The organism is Novosphingobium barchaimii LL02, from assembly GCF_001046635.1.
Taxonomy (GTDB): Bacteria; Pseudomonadota; Alphaproteobacteria; order Sphingomonadales; family Sphingomonadaceae; genus Novosphingobium; species Novosphingobium barchaimii.
In genome coordinates, this window is record NZ_KQ130452.1 from 119,872 (window position 1) to 135,553 (window position 15,682).

The window sequence follows — 15,682 nt, forward strand, 5'->3', positions numbered from 1 at the left end:
GCGCCTTGCAACAAAGTTGTCCCAAGCGCGGTGCCGATTGATCGGTTAATCCCCTTGAACATCTGGCCCGGCCACGCGACATAGGCGTTCCAATCCAGATGAGGACTCCCATGCTCGACCTGTTTGGCGCTTCGGGCGCCCAAGGAAAGTTTCACACCGATCCCGTGACCGGCGCGCTCGTGCCGATGGTCGTCGAGCAGACCAGCCGCGGTGAGCGCTCCTTTGACATCTACTCGCGCCTCCTGCGTGAGCGGATCGTGTTCATCACCGGCCAGGTCGAAGACCACATGGCCTCCCTGATCGTTGCGCAGCTGCTGTTCCTCGAGTCGGAAAATCCGTCGAAGGACATCTCGATGTACATCAACTCGCCGGGCGGCGTGGTGACGGCCGGCATGGCGATCCACGACACCATGCAGTACATCAAGCCGCGTGTGTCGACCGTGTGCATCGGCCAGGCCGCCTCGATGGGCAGCTTCCTGCTCGCGGCCGGCGAACCCGGCATGCGTATCGCGCTGCCCAATGCCCGCATCATGGTGCACCAGCCTTCGGGCGGCGCCCAGGGCATGGCATCGGACATCGAGATCCAGGCACGCGAAATCCTGCGGATGCGCCGCCGCCTGAACGATCTTTACGTGAAGTACACGGGCAAGACCCTCGACGAGATCGAGAAGGCGATGGACCGCGACACGTTCCTCGAAGCCGATGAAGCGCTGGCCTTCGGCCTCGTTGACAAGGTCTTCGAAACCCGCCCCGAAGGCGACAAGTCTGCTGCCTGAACGGATGGCCTGATGCCCTGAAATGGGACCGCGTTTTTCAGTCTATGGCAAGGAATTGGCACTAGGATTGCAAAACCGGTCCCCGGCAGGGTAGAGTGGACGAGTCGCCTCGATTGGAGGCTAAAGACGGAAAATGACGAAATTGAGCGGATCTGACGCGAAAAGCACCCTCTACTGCAGCTTCTGCGGTAAGTCGCAGCACGAAGTGCGTAAGCTGATCGCGGGCCCCACGGTCTTCATCTGTGACGAATGCGTCGAGCTTTGCAACGACATCATTCGCGAAGAAACGAAGGCCGGAATCGCCGGTCGCAAGGAAGGCGAAATCGTCTCTCCTCGTGAAATCTGCGAGATGCTGAACGACTACGTGATCGGTCAGGAACGCGCCAAGCGCGTCCTGTCAGTGGCTGTCCACAACCATTACAAGCGCCTCAAGCACAGCGGCAAGCAGGGCGACGTCGAACTTTCGAAGTCGAACATCCTGCTCGTCGGTCCGACCGGTTCGGGCAAGACACTGCTCGCACAGACGCTGGCCAAGACGTTCGACGTGCCCTTCACTATGGCCGACGCCACCACGCTGACCGAAGCCGGTTACGTGGGCGAGGATGTGGAGAACATCATCCTCAAGCTGCTCCAGTCCTCCGACTACAACGTCGAGAAGGCGCAGCAGGGCATCGTCTACATCGACGAGATCGACAAGATCAGCCGCAAGGCCGAAAATCCTTCGATCACGCGCGATGTATCGGGCGAAGGCGTGCAGCAGGCTCTGCTGAAGCTGATGGAAGGCACCACCGCTTCGGTCCCGCCGCAGGGCGGCCGCAAGCACCCGCAGCAGGAATTCCTGCAGGTGGACACGACCAACATCCTGTTCATCTGCGGCGGTGCCTTTGCCGGCCTCGACAAGATCATCGCCGACCGCCTGCAGAAGCGCTCCATCGGTTTCGGCGCGCATGTCGCCGATCCGGACAAGCGCCGCGTGGGTGAACTGCTCCAGAAGGCCGAGCCTGAGGATCTGCTGAAGTTCGGCCTGATCCCCGAGTTCGTCGGCCGCCTGCCGGTGATCGCGACCCTGAACGACCTCGACATCGAGGCGCTGGTCAAGATCCTCAAGGAGCCGAAGAACGCGCTGATCAAGCAATACGCCCGCCTGTTCGAACTGGAAGACGTGGAACTCACGTTTACCGACGACGCACTCGAAGCCATCGCCAAGAAGGCTATCGAGCGCAAGACCGGCGCACGCGGGCTGCGATCGATCGTGGAAGGGCTGCTGCTCGACACCATGTTCGACCTGCCGACCGAGCGCGATATCGCCGAGGTCGTCGTCGACAAGGACGTGGTTGAGGGCCGCAAGGAACCCGTCCGCGTCCTCAAGGGCGACAAGGCCGAAGAAGCCGCCTGAGGGTAGCTTTTCGGTTGGAAAATCGGAGGGCCGCTCACCGCAAGGTGGGCGGCCTTTTCGTTTGAAGGCTCACGGAAACGACGATGATACGGCGCAGGTTGAAAGTGTTCTTCGATGGCGGCTGCCGCCCGAATCCCGGACGAATCGAGGCTGCCGTGGTGGTGCGCGGCGCCGTGTATGTGTTCGATGACCTGGGGCAGGGGAGCAATACCGATGCCGAATGGCTGGCCCTGATCCGTGCGCTGGAACTGGCGCAATCATTGGGCCTTGCCGATGTCGAACTGATCGGGGATGCACGCCAGATCATCGACGCGGCCGATGCGGCCTTACGTAGTGGCCGAGCCGGGTCAGCCCATGCCGCCACTTTCCTTGCGCTTGCCGGTAAGAGGGCGCCGGACCGGGTTCGCTGGATCAAACGCGAGCAGAACCTCGCCGGCATCGCGCTGGCCGCCCGGCACCCGCGATAGGATGGGGGCGCCGGTCCCTAGCCGAAAGAGCGGTTAGACGACCGCTTCGCTTTCCAGCGCACAAGGGCTGGCGGCGTCGGTCTCGATCTGGATCGTGGGGTGACCGATGCTGAATTCGTGGGCAAGGCCGTCGGCCAGCGCACACAGGAATGCGTCGCCCGGCTGGCCCCCCGGCATCAGGAGATGGGCGGTCAGCGCGGTTTCAGTGGTGCTCATCGGCCATATGTGCAGATCGTGGACGCGCGTTACCCCCGGCTGGCTTTCCAGGAAGGCGCGGACCTTGGGGCCGTCGATACCCTCCGGCACGCCGAGCATGCCCATGTGCAGTGCATCGCGCAGCAGGCCCCAACTCGACCATCCGATCACGGCGGTAATCACCAGCGAGGCGATCGGATCGACCAGCGCCCATCCCGTGGTGGCGATGACGATCCCCGCGATCACCACGCCTACCGATACCAGCGCGTCGGCCATCAGGTGGACGAACGCGGCGCGCAGGTTCAGGTCGGACTTCGCTCCCTTGGCGAACAGCAGTGCGGAAAGAGCATTGACGGCGATCCCAAGCCCGGCAACCACCATCATCGTCGTGCCCGCGACCGGCTCGGGATCGGCCATGCGGCGGATCGTCTCGACCAGGATCGCGCCGATCGCCACCCACAGCAGCGCCGCATTGGCTATCGCGGCCAGGATCGACGAACTTTTCAGCCCATAGGTGAATCGCTCTGAAGGCGGGCGCGCCGCCAGTATGCTGGCTACCCATGCCAGCACCAGCGAGAGCACGTCCGACAGGTTATGACCGGCATCCGCCAGCAGCGCCATCGAGCCGCTGAATAGCCCTGCGGCGATCTCTGCTACGACGAATACCAGGTTGAGCGAAACAGCGATGGCGAAGGCTTTGCTGACGCTGCCCGGCGGCGGCGGCGCATGATGTGCGTGGCCATGGGAATGACCATGGCCATGCGAATGCGCGTGCCCGTGCCCGTGCGAGTGTCCGTGATGATGTCCAGCGCCCATGGATGACCGCTTGGCATGTGTTGCCTACTCGCATCAAGCTATGACGTAACATCACACGCCGCATTGCATTGCGCGAGCGAAGTGATTGATTTCTTCCTGCGAATGCGTGTCGCAGGTGCAGCAATCGGTTTCTATTGGGCGTGATATTTATGCCACCCGACACCATGCGGCATAATGTGTAACATTATGATATAATTAGGAAAAAACCGGGAAAGGTTACTGATGTGACCATAGTGTCACAAAATTTCACAACATTGTAGCCAAATGATTCCCAAATGTCAGAAAGGTGTCATATCTCACTGCTCTTAGCAGCCGCAGCAATCATGTGGCGCAAGCAGTTCGTCGCACGTTGTGACCACTTCAGTCTGACAAGCTCAGGGGCATAAAATGAAATCCCACACCTTCCTCAAGATCGCTACCAGCACGCTGGCGCTCGGCGCCGCCGCAGCAGCGCTTCCCGCCTTCGCCCAGTCGACCGGTTCGTCTGACTTCGATGGCGATGCCATCATCGTCACCGGTGGCCGCATCAACGACATCGTCGGTGTTCGTACGCCTGACTCTCCCAAGGCCAAGGTCGAGATCGGCAAGGAATTCATCGCTTCTCAGCGCGCTGGCCAGTCGGTCAACGAGATCATCAACCTCGTTCCGGGCGTCAGCTTCACCAACAACGACCCCTGGGGTTCCAGCGGCGGCTCGTTCACGATCCGCGGTTTCGATTCCAGCCGTATCGCCCAGACCTTCGACGGCATTCCGCTGAACGATTCGGGTAACTACGCGGTCTATTCGAACCAGCAGGTCGACGCCGAGATCATCGAGACCGTCAACGTCAACTTGGGTTCGACCGACGTCGACACCCCGACCGCTGCTGCGGTTGGCGGCACCGTCAACATCAACACCAAGGTTCCGGACGATCAGTTCGGCGTGATGACCAGCCTGTCCTACGGCGACATCGCAGCCAAGGATTCGGGCGGCGAAGACCGTTCGTTCCAGCGCTACTTCGCCAAGGTCGAGACCGGCGAGTTCACCTCGATCGGCACCAAGGCTTACTTCACTGGTTCGTTCGCCCGCAACGGCGCCACCTTCGCCAATTACGGCAAGGTCCAGAAGAAGCAATTCAACACCAAGATCTACCAGCCGATTGGTGATAACGGTGACTTCATCTCCCTCTCGGGCCACTACAACGAAAACCGCAATAACTTCGGTGGTTCACCTCTGCGCGCCAGCGCTTTCAACGGCGACAAGTCCAGCCGCTTCTACGAAGTTGACGGCGGCATTCCCTGCACCGTGAGCCAGACCAGCGTCGTCAACAGCTGCGGCACGTCGTTCGAGCGTCGGTACAACCCTTCGAATACCGGCAACGTTCGCCTTGCCTCGCTGTTCACGTTGACCGACAAGCTGACCCTTTCGATCGACGCTGCCTATCAGTACACCAAGGCAAACGGCGGCGGCACCACCTCGGCTAACGAGGGCCTTTACACGCGCGCTGCCACCGCTACCACGCCTGCATTCTCGGGTACGGGTAACTACGGCGGTGCTTTCTACTTTGGCCGCGACCTGAACGGTGACGGCGCGATCGGCCAGGTGACCTTGGTGCAGCCCAGCCAGACGAAGACCAACCGCTACGTCGCGATTGCCAACCTGTCCTACGAGTTGAACGACACGAACCGCGTTCGTCTGTCGTATTCGTTCGACCGCGCGCATCACCGCCAGACCGGTGCAGCTGGCTTCCTGAAGGCCAATGGCGAGCCGTTCGACGTGTTCCCGGTCAACGATCCGCTGACCGACACGGCCGGCAACGTCCTGCAGAAGCGTGACCGCGACTCGTACGCTACGCTGCACCAGATCGCTGGTGAGTATCGCGGTGACTTCCTGAACGACCAGCTAACCGTCCTCGTCGGCGTTCGCGCACCGTTCTTCAAGCGCGACCTGACGCAGAACTGCTTCACCACCAGCTCGGGCGGTTTTGTGGACTGCGTACCCGCCGACCAGCAGGCCGCTTACATCGCTGCCCGTCCGTACTCGTTCAATGCCACGACCGGCCGTGCTTCGGGCGCCGCCCTGCCGGGTTCGCGCAAGCTGAACTATGATAAGATCCTGCCAAACGTCGGCGCCGTCTTCAAGATCACGCCGGAAGTCAGCATCGCGGGCAGCTATGCCAAGAACCTTTCGGTTCCCAGCACCGACGCCCTTTACAATGCGTTCTACTTCCCGGCCGACAGCGACGCCGCTTACCGTGTGCCGGAATCTTCGAACAGCTTCGATGCCAGCCTGCGTTACTCGACCCCTGTCGTTCAGGCATCGATCACCGGCTGGTACTCGAAGTACAAGAACCGTCTCGTCACCGCCTACGACATCGACGGTAACGGCACCGACACCAACCTGGGTCCGGTCAAGAAGTACGGCGTCGACGCCAGCTTCTCGGTTCGTCCGGTTCAGCCGCTGTCGCTTTACGTCTTCGGTTCGTGGATCAAGTCCGAGATCCAGAACGATGCCGTCACCGGCAGCTGCGCTGCGACCAGCGACATCGCGCTCGCCGGCCTGTGCTACAATGTTGCGCAGACCGATGGCACCACCATCAGCTACCTGCGGACTTCGGGTAAGCGCGAACGCGCTGCTCCTGAATGGCTGTTTGGCGGCCGCGCACAGCTTGACGTGGGTGACTTCCAGTTCGGTGCCCAGGCCAAGTACACCAGCGATCGCTTCCTGAACGACATCAACGGTGAAGTTCAGACTGTCACTGTTGCCGGCGCGCCGAAGATCATCGCTCCCGGTGGCAAGTTCAAGGCCTACACCGTGGTGGACCTCAACGTTCGCTACAACCTGGAAAGCCTTGGCCTTGCCAAGAGCCAGATCCAGCTCAACGTCTCGAACCTGTTCGACGAATACTACGTCGGTTCGTTCAGCGGTGGTCTGGACACCTTGGCAAGCTCCAGCTCGGCATTCGTGAACTTCGGTTCGCCGCGCGCCATCAGCGCCACCTTCATCATGGGCTTCTGATAGCCCTCGATACGGTAGCTGCGTTACAGGAGAGGGGAGGGACCGCCAGGTTCCTCCCCTTTTCGTTTGTGCGCGTCAGGAGCGGCGCCGGGCGGGCAACACGCTTAATATTTTTGAACCAAATAGGCTATGTGTCCGCCATCCGTCGTCCCAAGTACATGGGGGCGGTGTGATCGGGTCGGCGTCGTGCCCTCGGGGTGCGGGCATAACCGCAGCTGCGTGAACCATGCGCCATAAGACCGGCTGTCTCCATCGTGGCTCGGGCACGCCATTTATCTATGCGGAAATTGCTGACGTGAAGGGCTTCTTGGAAAGTCCCCTCTGCCTGCACCCGATGCGAGCCCGAGGTGGCAGGCCAAGCGATCAATCCTTTGAATACAGGCCGAGCCGGACTGCACCTGCGGGTATTCGGTCGTTCGCAACGTGAAGGCAAGCACTACCGGCGCCCCGAGCATGGGCGGTACCGGCGTTGCCCCGATTTCGCTTAGGTTAAAGAGTTTCCCCGCCGTCAGCCTGCATTCGCCAGCGGGCACTTTCGTGTGCCTAGTGCGCGTCTATTCGTAGACGCAGGCGTCGTAGCCGCCGCGTTTTACCATGCCGATGCGTCCGGCGATGGTGTTGCCGTAGCGGCGCGTGAAGCCGGAGGGGTTGGTGACGCTGCGGGTCTTGGGGCTGGGCAGGGCGGCGGCCATTCGGCCGGCCTCGGCGGTGGAGAGGTTCGCGGCCGACTTGCCCCAGTAACGCTGCGCCCCGGCTTCGACCCCGTAGGTGCCGATGCCGGTCTCGGCGACGTTGAGGTACACCTCCATGATCCGGCGCTTGTCCCACAGGTTCTCGATCAGGAAGGTGAACCATACCTCCAGCCCCTTGCGGGCGTAGCGGGTCCAGCCTTCGCCCTGCCACAGGAACACGTTCTTGGCGGTCTGCTGGCTGATTGTGGATCCGCCGCGCAGCCGCCCGCCCTTGGCGTTGCGCTCCATTGCCTTTTCGATCGCGTCGGTGTCGAAGCCGTTGTGGGTGCAGAACTTTCCGTCCTCGGCGGCGACCACCCCGGCGACCATGTTGCGGTCAATGTTGCTGAGCGGCTCCCAGTCCTTGGTGATGCCGTTGCCATCCACCAGCATCGTCACCGTGACCGGTGGCGGCACGAAGCGGTACAGCACCACCAGCCCGACGCTGATCGCCACGAACCATATGATGAACTTGGCAATGAGACGCATGGGAAGGGACGGACCTTGGCTGAGAAACGGACGTCCGTTCTCTCTAGGCCAGACGCACCGGTTGGCGCCAGCTTGCTTCGTCTGTCGCGGGCACAAAAAAGCCGGGCCACCCTTGTGGATGGCCCGGCTTTTTTATGCGTCGGCGATCAGGCGCCCGCGGGGAGCAGGCGCTTGTCAGTGGCGATGCGGTTCATTGCCTTCTGAACCTTTTCGAAGGCGCGCACTTCGATCTGACGCACGCGCTCTCGGCTGACCGAGTAGACCTGGCTCAACTCCTCGAGGGTCTTGGGGTCCTCGGTGAGGCGGCGTTCCATCAGGATGTCGCGCTCGCGCTCGTTCAGGGAACCCATGGCTTCGACCAGCATATCGTGGCGCACGGTGGCTTCTTCCGCTTCGGCGACGGTCTGGTCCTGCAGCGGCCGGTCATCCGCGAGGATATCCTGCCACTGGCCTTCGCCTTCTTCACGCAAGGACACGTTCAGCGAGGCATCGCCGCCCATCATCATGCGGCGGTTCATGTTGACCACTTCCTGTTCGGAAACGCCCAGCGTCGTCGCGATTTTCGTGACGTCCCGGGGGTGCAGGTCGGTATCCTCGTAGGCGTCGAGGTTCTTCTTCATGCGGCGCAGGTTGAAGAACAGCTTCTTCTGCGCAGCGGTGGTGCCCATCTTCACCAAGCTCCACGAACGCAGGATATATTCCTGGATCGAGGCCTTGATCCACCACATGGCATACGTCGCGAGACGGAACCCACGCTCAGGCTCGAACTTCTTGACGCCTTGCATCAGGCCGATGTTCCCTTCGGAAATCAGCTCGGACACGGGCAGGCCGTAGCCACGGTAGCCCATGGCGATCTTGGCGACGAGGCGCAGGTGGCTGGTTACCAGCTGCGCGGCGGCGGCGGGATCCTCATGTTCCGAATAGCGCTTGGCGAGCATATATTCCTGCTCGGGAGCCAAGACGGGGAACTTACGGATTTCGGACAGGTAGCGGTTGAGGCTCTGTTCGCCTCCAAGCGCCGGCACGGTCGCGACGTTTCTGTTGTTGCTCACGGTTTATCCGTCCTTTCTAGGTCGGCACGAGGTCAAAGACCCTTGAGAGGCGTCTTAGCTTGCGGCCACCTGTTCATGATAGCACATAAAAGCGATTTCAGTTTCGCAGTTCATCGATCAGTGTCCGCATGTCGTCGGGTAGCGGGCTGGTGAAATGAACCGTTTCTCCTTTAACGGGGTGGACGAAGCCGAGTTCCGCCGCGTGGAGCGCCTGACGTCGAAAATCGAGTCTTTGCAGAACCGCGCGCAAGGAGGAAGGTGTTCGCCCATAAACAGGGTCCCCCAATAGCGCATGACCGATTGACGCCATGTGAACGCGCACCTGATGGGTGCGTCCGGTCTCCAGACGGCACTCGATCAGGGTAGATCCGTTCATCAGTTCCAACGTGCGGAAATGGGTGACGGCGTGCTTGCCGCGCCCGTCCTCGACCAGCGCCATTTTCTTGCGGTCGTGGTTGGAGCGGGCGATCGAGCCGGTCACGGTCCGGGCGGCGGGCACCGGGCGCCCGCCGACGACGGCCATGTAGGCACGCACGATAGAATGGTCGGCGAACTGGACAGCTAGGCCTTCGTGCGCCTTGTCGGTCTTGGCGACCACCAACAGGCCCGAGGTGTCCTTATCGATTCGGTGAACGATGCCGGGCCGGGCGACCCCGCCGATGCCGGAAAGCTGGCCCCGGCAGTGGTGGAGCAGGGCATTGACCAGCGTGCCGTCGAGATTGCCGGCAGCGGGATGGACGACGAGGCCGGCGGGCTTGTCGACCACGATCAGATATTCGTCTTCGAACACGACACTAAGCGGAATGTCCTGGGCCACGGCTTCGGCGGGCGCGGCTTCGGGCACTTCGATGGTGAAAGCGGCACCCGGTTCGACCTTGGCCGAGCCTGACGAAACGGGCGCCCCGGCCAGGCTGACGCGGCCTTCGCCCATGAGCGCCTTGATCCGTTCGCGTGACAGGCCGCTCGCGTCCGCCAGTGCCTTGTCCAGACGGCCGCCGGGCGCGCCGATCCGCCCTTCGATGATATTTGATTTAAGCCCCATTGCCAGTACGATTTGGGGATGGAAGTCGAGGTGACAAGTGGCGTTATGGCCGCACTGCGCGCTGAAGCGAAGAAAGCCGGGGATGACGAATGCTGCGGCCTGCTTCTGGGCCGTATCGAAGGCGATGGCACCGAGCGGATCGAGATCGCCGAGGCAGCTGCGAACGTGGCCGTAAACCGCCGCATTCATTTCGAGATCGACCCGCTTGCTCTGCTCAGCGCGCATAAGGCGGCACGGAGCGGCGGGCTCCGGCTGCTGGGCTACTATCACTCTCATCCTACGGGCGATTCCATACCCTCGGCGACCGATTGCGAACATTCCACCGGGGATTCGCGCATCTGGGCGATCATCGCGCGGAGCGAGGTTGCATTCTGGCGCGATAGCGGGAATGGCTTCGTGCCATTGGCCCCGCGCGCCGCGGATTGACGCCGCGAGTTTGAGCGGGGCCTCACGAAAAGAAGACGGAAAGCACCTCATCCCATGACCACGAGTTCGCTCGAACTTGCCAGCCTCCTGTGTTCGCGCCTTTGCCACGACATGCTCAGCCCGGTGGGGGCGCTCTCCAACGGTCTCGAATTGCTGGCGGACGAGAAGGACCCGGAGATGCGGGCCCGCTGCTTCGAGTTGCTCGACCAGAGCGCGCGGATTTCTACCGACAAGCTCAAGTTCTTCCGCCTCGCCTTCGGTGCGGCCGGTGGTTTCGGCGAAATGGTTCCCGTGAGTGAGGCCAAGGCGCTGATCGACGCGCTGGTCTCCAACAATGCGCGCGTCACCCTCAACTGGGCGCTGCCCAGCGATTCGCTGCCGAAGCCAGCTATCAAGACACTGCTGAACTTTGCGCTGATCGGGCTTGAGGCGCTGCCGCGCGGCGGCACCCTCGATATCGCTGCGGAATACCGCGCGGATCATGGCGCCAGTGAGATCGTCGTGCGCTCGTCCGGTCCGCGCATCGCGTTCGACCGTGATGTTGGCCGCGCGCTGGAAGGTACTTTGCCGGAAGGCGACTTGTCGAGCCGCACCGCGCCGGCGGCGATGCTCGACCAGCTTGCCAAGGCCATTGGCGGCAAGCTGCAATATGTCCTGGCGGACGACGCGCTGGTGCTCGGCGCGGTTCTGCCGGGGGCCTGATTCCAAGAGGGGAGAATGCAATAGATGAACCGCTGGCTTGTCAATCGCACCGTTTCCTCTCCCAACTGGAACGAGCGCAAGCTGCCGGTGACGATGGCGGTCCTGCACTATACCGGCATGAAATCCGCCGAAGAGGCGCTGCAGCGCATGTGTGACGCCGAAGCCCAGGTCTCGGCCCACTACATGATCGATGAGGATGGCATGGTCACCTCGCTGGTGCCCGAGGACAAGCGGGCCTGGCATGCCGGACAGTCCTACTGGCGCGGCATCACCGATGTGAATTCGGCCAGCATCGGCATCGAACTGGTCAATCCCGGTCACGACTGGGGTTACCGCCCGTTCCCCGAACCGCAGATGGACGCGCTGACGCCGCTGCTTGCCGACATCCTCGACCGTCATGACATTCCCCGAGCCAACGTGGTCGCCCATTCCGACATCGCGCCGGCCCGCAAGCAGGATCCGGGCGAATACTTCGACTGGCCGCGCCTCGCCGAGCTGGGTCTGGCGCTGGATATCCCGCGCGCGAAGATGAATTTGTTCTACGACAACCCCGGCGCCTTCTACCTCGCGATGGAGCGCTTCGGCTACGATATCACCGATGGACGCGCCGCGGTGCGGGCGTTCCAGCGGCGCTGGCGGCCGGAAATCATCGACGGCGAGATCGACGGCGAGATCGGCGGAATACTGCTCGAACTGTTGTTGGAACGCGATACCGGGCGTGCTAGGTGACCCCCGCGCCGGGGAGCCGGGCAGCCGCGTCCTTCGACAAGCTCAGGATGAGCGAGGCGAGGGCCGAGGAAAGTCCGGGCTCCACGAAACAAGGGTGGCGGGTAACGCCCGCCGGGCGAGGGGGGCTTTCAGGCCTTCCGAAGCTTAGGGAAAGTGCCACAGAGAGCAGACCGCCAACCCCGCTCATCCTGAGCTTGTCGAAGGATCGAACGGGGAGGTAAGGGTGAAAGGGTGCGGTAAGAGCGCACCGCGCTGCCGGTAACGGTAAGCGGCAAGGTAAACCCCACCCGGAGCAAGACCGAATAGGGGCTGCGCGCTGGCGCTGCGAAAGCAGGAGATCGGCGGGTTCGTTTCGAACCCAGGCAGCCCGGGTTGGTCGCTTGAGCGGCGTAGCAATACGCCGCCTAGAGGAATGGCTGCCACCGCGGCGTAAGGTCCCCCGGACTTTGGTTCTATGGGGAGACCACGCCAGGAACAGAACCCGGCTTACAGGCTCCCCGGCGCAATCAGGGATTGGCTATCGGGTTTGATCGCGGGCGCGTAGCCGGTAGCGGTCTTCAGAAGTGCCACGTCCAACATGGCCGAAGTCTGATCTCACACAAGACCGGGCTTACCCTGAAAGCCGAGCCGGAAAGTCTGGATCAGTCGGACGGCAGCGCCGGTGTCAGGCAGCTTCGCTGCGCGATGCCGGGTCGTGGGCCTGAATGAACCAGCGTTCCTCCCCTTCCAGCCCGATCGCGGTGAGCGTACCGTGGAGGAAGGCGCCGGTATCGATGCCGATGCGATTGGCGCAGACGTCGGGTTCCGGCGTGATCGTATGGCCGTGCACCACGAAGCCGCCATAGTCACCGCGATGGCTCAGGAACGGTTCGCGAATCCAGCGGCAGTCGCGGCCGGACTGGTGTTCAAGGGGAGTGTCGGGCCGCACGCCGGCATGGACGAAGACGTAGTCGCCGATGCGTACCATCTTCTTGAAGGCGTCGATGAAGTCGATGTCGTTCTGCGGGATCGCGGCGTTCATCAGGCGCTGCAATTCGTGCAGTTCAGCAGATGACGCCGCTTGCGGGTCGACCCCGTAGGACAGGATCGTCTCCAGCCCGCCGAACTTGAGGAAACTGCGCAGCGCATCGGTATCTTCGCGGCTGACGAGGAGCATTTCCTCATGGTTGCCCTGGATGAATTCGACGTTGCGCTGGCTGCCCCAGCGGCGCGCGCGCTCGATCACCGCGGCGCTGTCGTGGCCGCGGTCGATCAGATCGCCCAGCAGGATTGCCGTGGTATACGCCGGGCCGCGTGCGGCGTCGTCATCTTCGATGGCGCGAATCAGATATTCGAACAAGTCGGCCCGGCCGTGGATATCGCCCACGGCATAGACGCGTTCACCTGAGGGGATCGAGGGGGGGCGCCTTACATCGCGGCGGCCCAGAAAGTTGCGGATCATGGAAATCATTTGTTGCGCCGCAATATGGGGCGCCCCGCGAGCCGGCACAACCCGTCGCTCTTTCCGATAGCACCGTTACGGACGTGGGCAAAGCCCGTGGCATAAAATCCACACTTCGTTTCTGAAATATTGCTCAATTGAAATGTTTCTTGTGCGCCCTCTGTGTGCAGTGCAGCAATATTGTGTCGTGGCAATTCAGGTCCGCAAAGAGACCGGATGCGACGGATGCAGGCAGGGACGAGGCATCAAAGACATAATTTGTGAGGGAACGACCATGCTTTTGTCCGTCCGCGGCGCCATTGCCGCCACTCTCCTTGCGGGAACTGCGCTTTCCGCCGTTCCGGCCTTTGCACAGGACGCCGAGGCTCCCAAGGAAATCACCGTTACCGGCAGCGCCGCCGTGACCAGCGACTACCGTTTTCGCGGTGTATCGCAGTCGGGTGGCGATATTGCGATCCAGGGCGGCATCACGGTTTCGCACGCCAGCGGCTTCTACGTGGGCACCTGGGGTTCTTCGATCGATCTCGGCTCACTCTACGGTAGCACCGAACTTGACCTGTTCGGCGGCTGGACGGGTGCCCTGACCTCGGGCCTGACCACCGATGTCGGCCTGCTCTACTACGCCTATCCCAACGGTAGCGGCGGCGATTCGGAATTCTTCGAGCCTTATGCCTCGGTCACTGGCCAGGTCGGTCCCGGCAAGCTCAAGGTCGGCGCGACTTACGCCTGGAAGCAGAGCGCGCTGCCGAACTTCGCTGGCAACAGGAAGTCTGACAACCTTTACCTGTACGGCAACCTCGATGTCGCGATCCCCAGCACACCGCTGACGGTTTCGGGCCACCTGGGCTATACCGATGGTGCGCTCGCTCCGTCGTACTACTCGACGTCTGACCGCACCGGCTTTGACTGGTCGATCGGCGCTTCGGCTACAGTTTACGGCCCGCTCTCGCTGAGCGTGTCCTATGTCGGCGTGACCGGTCCCAGCGTCGATGGCTACACCGACGACACCGTCGTGGCCACGTTGACCGCCTCGTTCTAAAAGCGGCAGGCCGCAAGGTTTTTGCAGGAGGGCACCCGCCCGGAGCGATCCGGGCGGATTTTTCGTATATGGAGGCGGCGTACTATTTCAGGTAGAAGTCGATCGTCGTGACCACGCGCACCTTCTTGTAGGGCGTGTCCGACTGGCCCCAGCCGCCGCCGGAATCGCCGTCCCGCGCCTCGACCGAGAAATAGCCCTGCGCCGCGTTCTTGATTGCGCCGACCTGCGATCCGCTGTCCTTGGCGAATTGCTCGGCGGCCGCGCGGGCGTCGTTGGTGGCGGCGGCTACCATTTCGGGCTTGATGTCGTTGAGCCTGGTGAAGGTATAGGCCATTCCCGACCCTTCCTCGAGGATGACGCCGCGCTTCACGAGGTCGAACTGGCGGCGCACCGCGTTCTGGGCGCGCTTGATGTCGGTAGTGCGCAAACTTACCCGCTGGCGTACCGTGAAACTGACGATACCATTGTTGTCGGTCGCCCGGGTGACGTTGACGCCGGTGGGCTGAAGCGCATCAGCGGGGAAGCCGAGCTCACTGAAGAAGGCGCGGATCTGCGCGGTGTCGCGGTCGACGCTGGACTGCGCGGTGGCAAGATCGGCCGCGCTGGCGGAATAGCTGATCGTCCATGTGGCAAGGTCGGCGGTCACTTCCCGCTCGGCCAGGCCTTTTACCGTTACGGCGCGGTCGGCTCGCTGTGCCCGTTTGATGCCATCGCCCAGTGCGAAGCCGCCGATCACCAGACCCACCGCAAGAATCGCCGAACTTGCCAGCCAGCGCGTGGTCACGGAATTCATCCCGCCTGCACCCTTGCTTGCCGTCTCGCCCGAACTATCTTCGCTCATCGCATCTCTCCCTGACCGTCGCCGCGCAATGCCAGGTGGCGGCTGTATGCGCGATGAACCGTTCAATTCCATAGACGAACCGAGAAAGCTCGTTCCATGACACGCTACCTGCACACCATGATACGCGTCACCGATCCCGATGCGACAATCCGCTTCTTCGAACTGGTCGGCCTGAAGGAAACCCGCCGTTTCTCAAGCGATCAGGGCCGTTTCACGCTGATCTACCTGGCCGCGCCGGGGCAGGAAGAGGCTGAGGTCGAACTGACGTACAACTGGCCTGCACAGGACGGGGCCGCAGAGGAATACACCGGCGGTCGCAATTTCGGGCATCTCGCATTCCAGGTCACCAATATTTACGAGACATGCCAGCGGCTGCAGGATGGCGGCGTAACCATCAATCGTCCCCCGCGTGATGGCCACATGGCCTTTGTTCGGACGCCGGACGGGATTTCTGTGGAACTGCTTCAGGACGGCCGCCTCGATCCGGCTGAGCCTTGGGCGAGCATGCCCAACATCGGCAGCTGGTAAACGGACCTAGTCACC

At 62.3% G+C, this 15,682-nt stretch carries 15 protein-coding genes and 1 other RNA gene; 10 read left to right on the forward strand and 6 right to left on the reverse strand.

The features are described from left to right. Positions 1–110 precede the first annotated feature (110 nt). The 3 genes from clpP (at position 111) to V474_RS00630 (ending at position 2,639) form a co-directional block, all read left to right on the forward strand. Positions 111–776: an ATP-dependent Clp endopeptidase proteolytic subunit ClpP gene (clpP, locus tag V474_RS00620; RefSeq protein ID WP_059149656.1), complete on the forward strand. Its 666-nt coding sequence runs from the start codon at positions 111–113 to the stop codon at positions 774–776. Between the two features lie 133 nt (positions 777–909). Next, a complete protein-coding gene (gene clpX, locus V474_RS00625; protein ID WP_043976320.1) occupies positions 910–2,172 on the forward strand; it encodes an ATP-dependent Clp protease ATP-binding subunit ClpX in 1,263 nt (420 codons plus the stop codon). Positions 2,173–2,255: 83 nt separating this feature from the next. After that, the gene (locus tag V474_RS00630) at positions 2,256–2,639 is read left to right on the forward strand and encodes a ribonuclease HI (RefSeq protein ID WP_082699545.1); all 384 of its coding nucleotides are present in this window, start codon (positions 2,256–2,258) and stop codon (positions 2,637–2,639) included. Positions 2,640–2,672: 33 nt separating this feature from the next. On the opposite strand, the gene V474_RS00635 is transcribed toward V474_RS00630, so the two are convergent. Next, positions 2,673–3,650: a cation diffusion facilitator family transporter gene (locus V474_RS00635; protein ID WP_059149657.1), complete on the reverse strand. Its 978-nt coding sequence runs from the start codon at positions 3,648–3,650 to the stop codon at positions 2,673–2,675. A gap of 387 nt (positions 3,651–4,037) precedes the next feature. On the opposite strand from V474_RS00635, the gene V474_RS00640 reads away from it, so the two are divergent. Next, on the forward strand, positions 4,038–6,647 hold the full coding sequence (locus V474_RS00640; RefSeq protein ID WP_059149658.1) for a TonB-dependent receptor: 2,610 nt from the start codon (positions 4,038–4,040) through the stop codon (positions 6,645–6,647). 554 nt (positions 6,648–7,201) lie between these two features. Here the strand turns inward: V474_RS00640 and mtgA are convergent. The 3 genes from mtgA to V474_RS00655 all read right to left on the reverse strand — a co-directional run bounded on the left by mtgA (position 7,202) and on the right by V474_RS00655 (position 9,961). Continuing rightward, a complete protein-coding gene (gene mtgA, locus V474_RS00645) occupies positions 7,202–7,867 on the reverse strand; it encodes a monofunctional biosynthetic peptidoglycan transglycosylase (RefSeq protein ID WP_059149659.1) in 666 nt (221 codons plus the stop codon). Positions 7,868–8,013: 146 nt separating this feature from the next. Beyond that, entirely contained in the window at positions 8,014–8,919 is a 906-nt protein-coding gene (gene rpoH / locus V474_RS00650) for an RNA polymerase sigma factor RpoH (protein ID WP_059149660.1), read from the reverse strand. Positions 8,920–9,016: 97 nt separating this feature from the next. After that, entirely contained in the window at positions 9,017–9,961 is a 945-nt protein-coding gene (locus V474_RS00655) for an RluA family pseudouridine synthase (RefSeq protein ID WP_059149661.1), read from the reverse strand. 30 nt (positions 9,962–9,991) lie between these two features. Here V474_RS00655 and V474_RS00660 point away from each other — a divergent pair, with 30 nt between their 5' ends. The 4 genes from V474_RS00660 to rnpB all read left to right on the forward strand — a co-directional run bounded on the left by V474_RS00660 (position 9,992) and on the right by rnpB (position 12,323). Beyond that, complete coding sequence (locus V474_RS00660) at positions 9,992–10,387, forward strand: M67 family metallopeptidase (protein WP_236710469.1); 396 nt, start codon at positions 9,992–9,994, stop codon at positions 10,385–10,387. A gap of 54 nt (positions 10,388–10,441) precedes the next feature. Beyond that, the gene (locus V474_RS00665; protein ID WP_059149663.1) at positions 10,442–11,089 is read left to right on the forward strand and encodes a histidine phosphotransferase family protein; all 648 of its coding nucleotides are present in this window, start codon (positions 10,442–10,444) and stop codon (positions 11,087–11,089) included. Positions 11,090–11,113: 24 nt separating this feature from the next. Then, the gene (locus V474_RS00670; RefSeq protein WP_059149664.1) at positions 11,114–11,818 is read left to right on the forward strand and encodes an N-acetylmuramoyl-L-alanine amidase; all 705 of its coding nucleotides are present in this window, start codon (positions 11,114–11,116) and stop codon (positions 11,816–11,818) included. 8 nt (positions 11,819–11,826) lie between these two features. Then, an RNA gene (gene rnpB, locus V474_RS00675) (RNase P RNA component class A) lies at positions 11,827–12,323 on the forward strand. 159 nt (positions 12,324–12,482) lie between these two features. Here rnpB and V474_RS00680 read toward each other — a convergent pair. Continuing rightward, the gene (locus tag V474_RS00680; protein ID WP_059149665.1) at positions 12,483–13,268 is read right to left on the reverse strand and encodes a metallophosphoesterase; all 786 of its coding nucleotides are present in this window, start codon (positions 13,266–13,268) and stop codon (positions 12,483–12,485) included. Between the two features lie 265 nt (positions 13,269–13,533). On the opposite strand from V474_RS00680, the gene V474_RS00685 reads away from it, so the two are divergent. Beyond that, a complete protein-coding gene (locus V474_RS00685; RefSeq protein WP_059149666.1) occupies positions 13,534–14,298 on the forward strand; it encodes a TorF family putative porin in 765 nt (254 codons plus the stop codon). Between the two features lie 82 nt (positions 14,299–14,380). Here the strand turns inward: V474_RS00685 and V474_RS00690 are convergent, their stop codons facing one another. Further along, positions 14,381–15,091: an SIMPL domain-containing protein gene (locus tag V474_RS00690; RefSeq protein WP_059150701.1), complete on the reverse strand. Its 711-nt coding sequence runs from the start codon at positions 15,089–15,091 to the stop codon at positions 14,381–14,383. 144 nt (positions 15,092–15,235) lie between these two features. On the opposite strand from V474_RS00690, the gene V474_RS00695 reads away from it, so the two are divergent. Further along, positions 15,236–15,667, forward strand: a complete 432-nt coding sequence (locus V474_RS00695; RefSeq protein WP_059149667.1) for a VOC family protein — start codon at positions 15,236–15,238, stop codon at positions 15,665–15,667. The last annotated feature ends 15 nt before the right edge of the window (positions 15,668–15,682 follow it).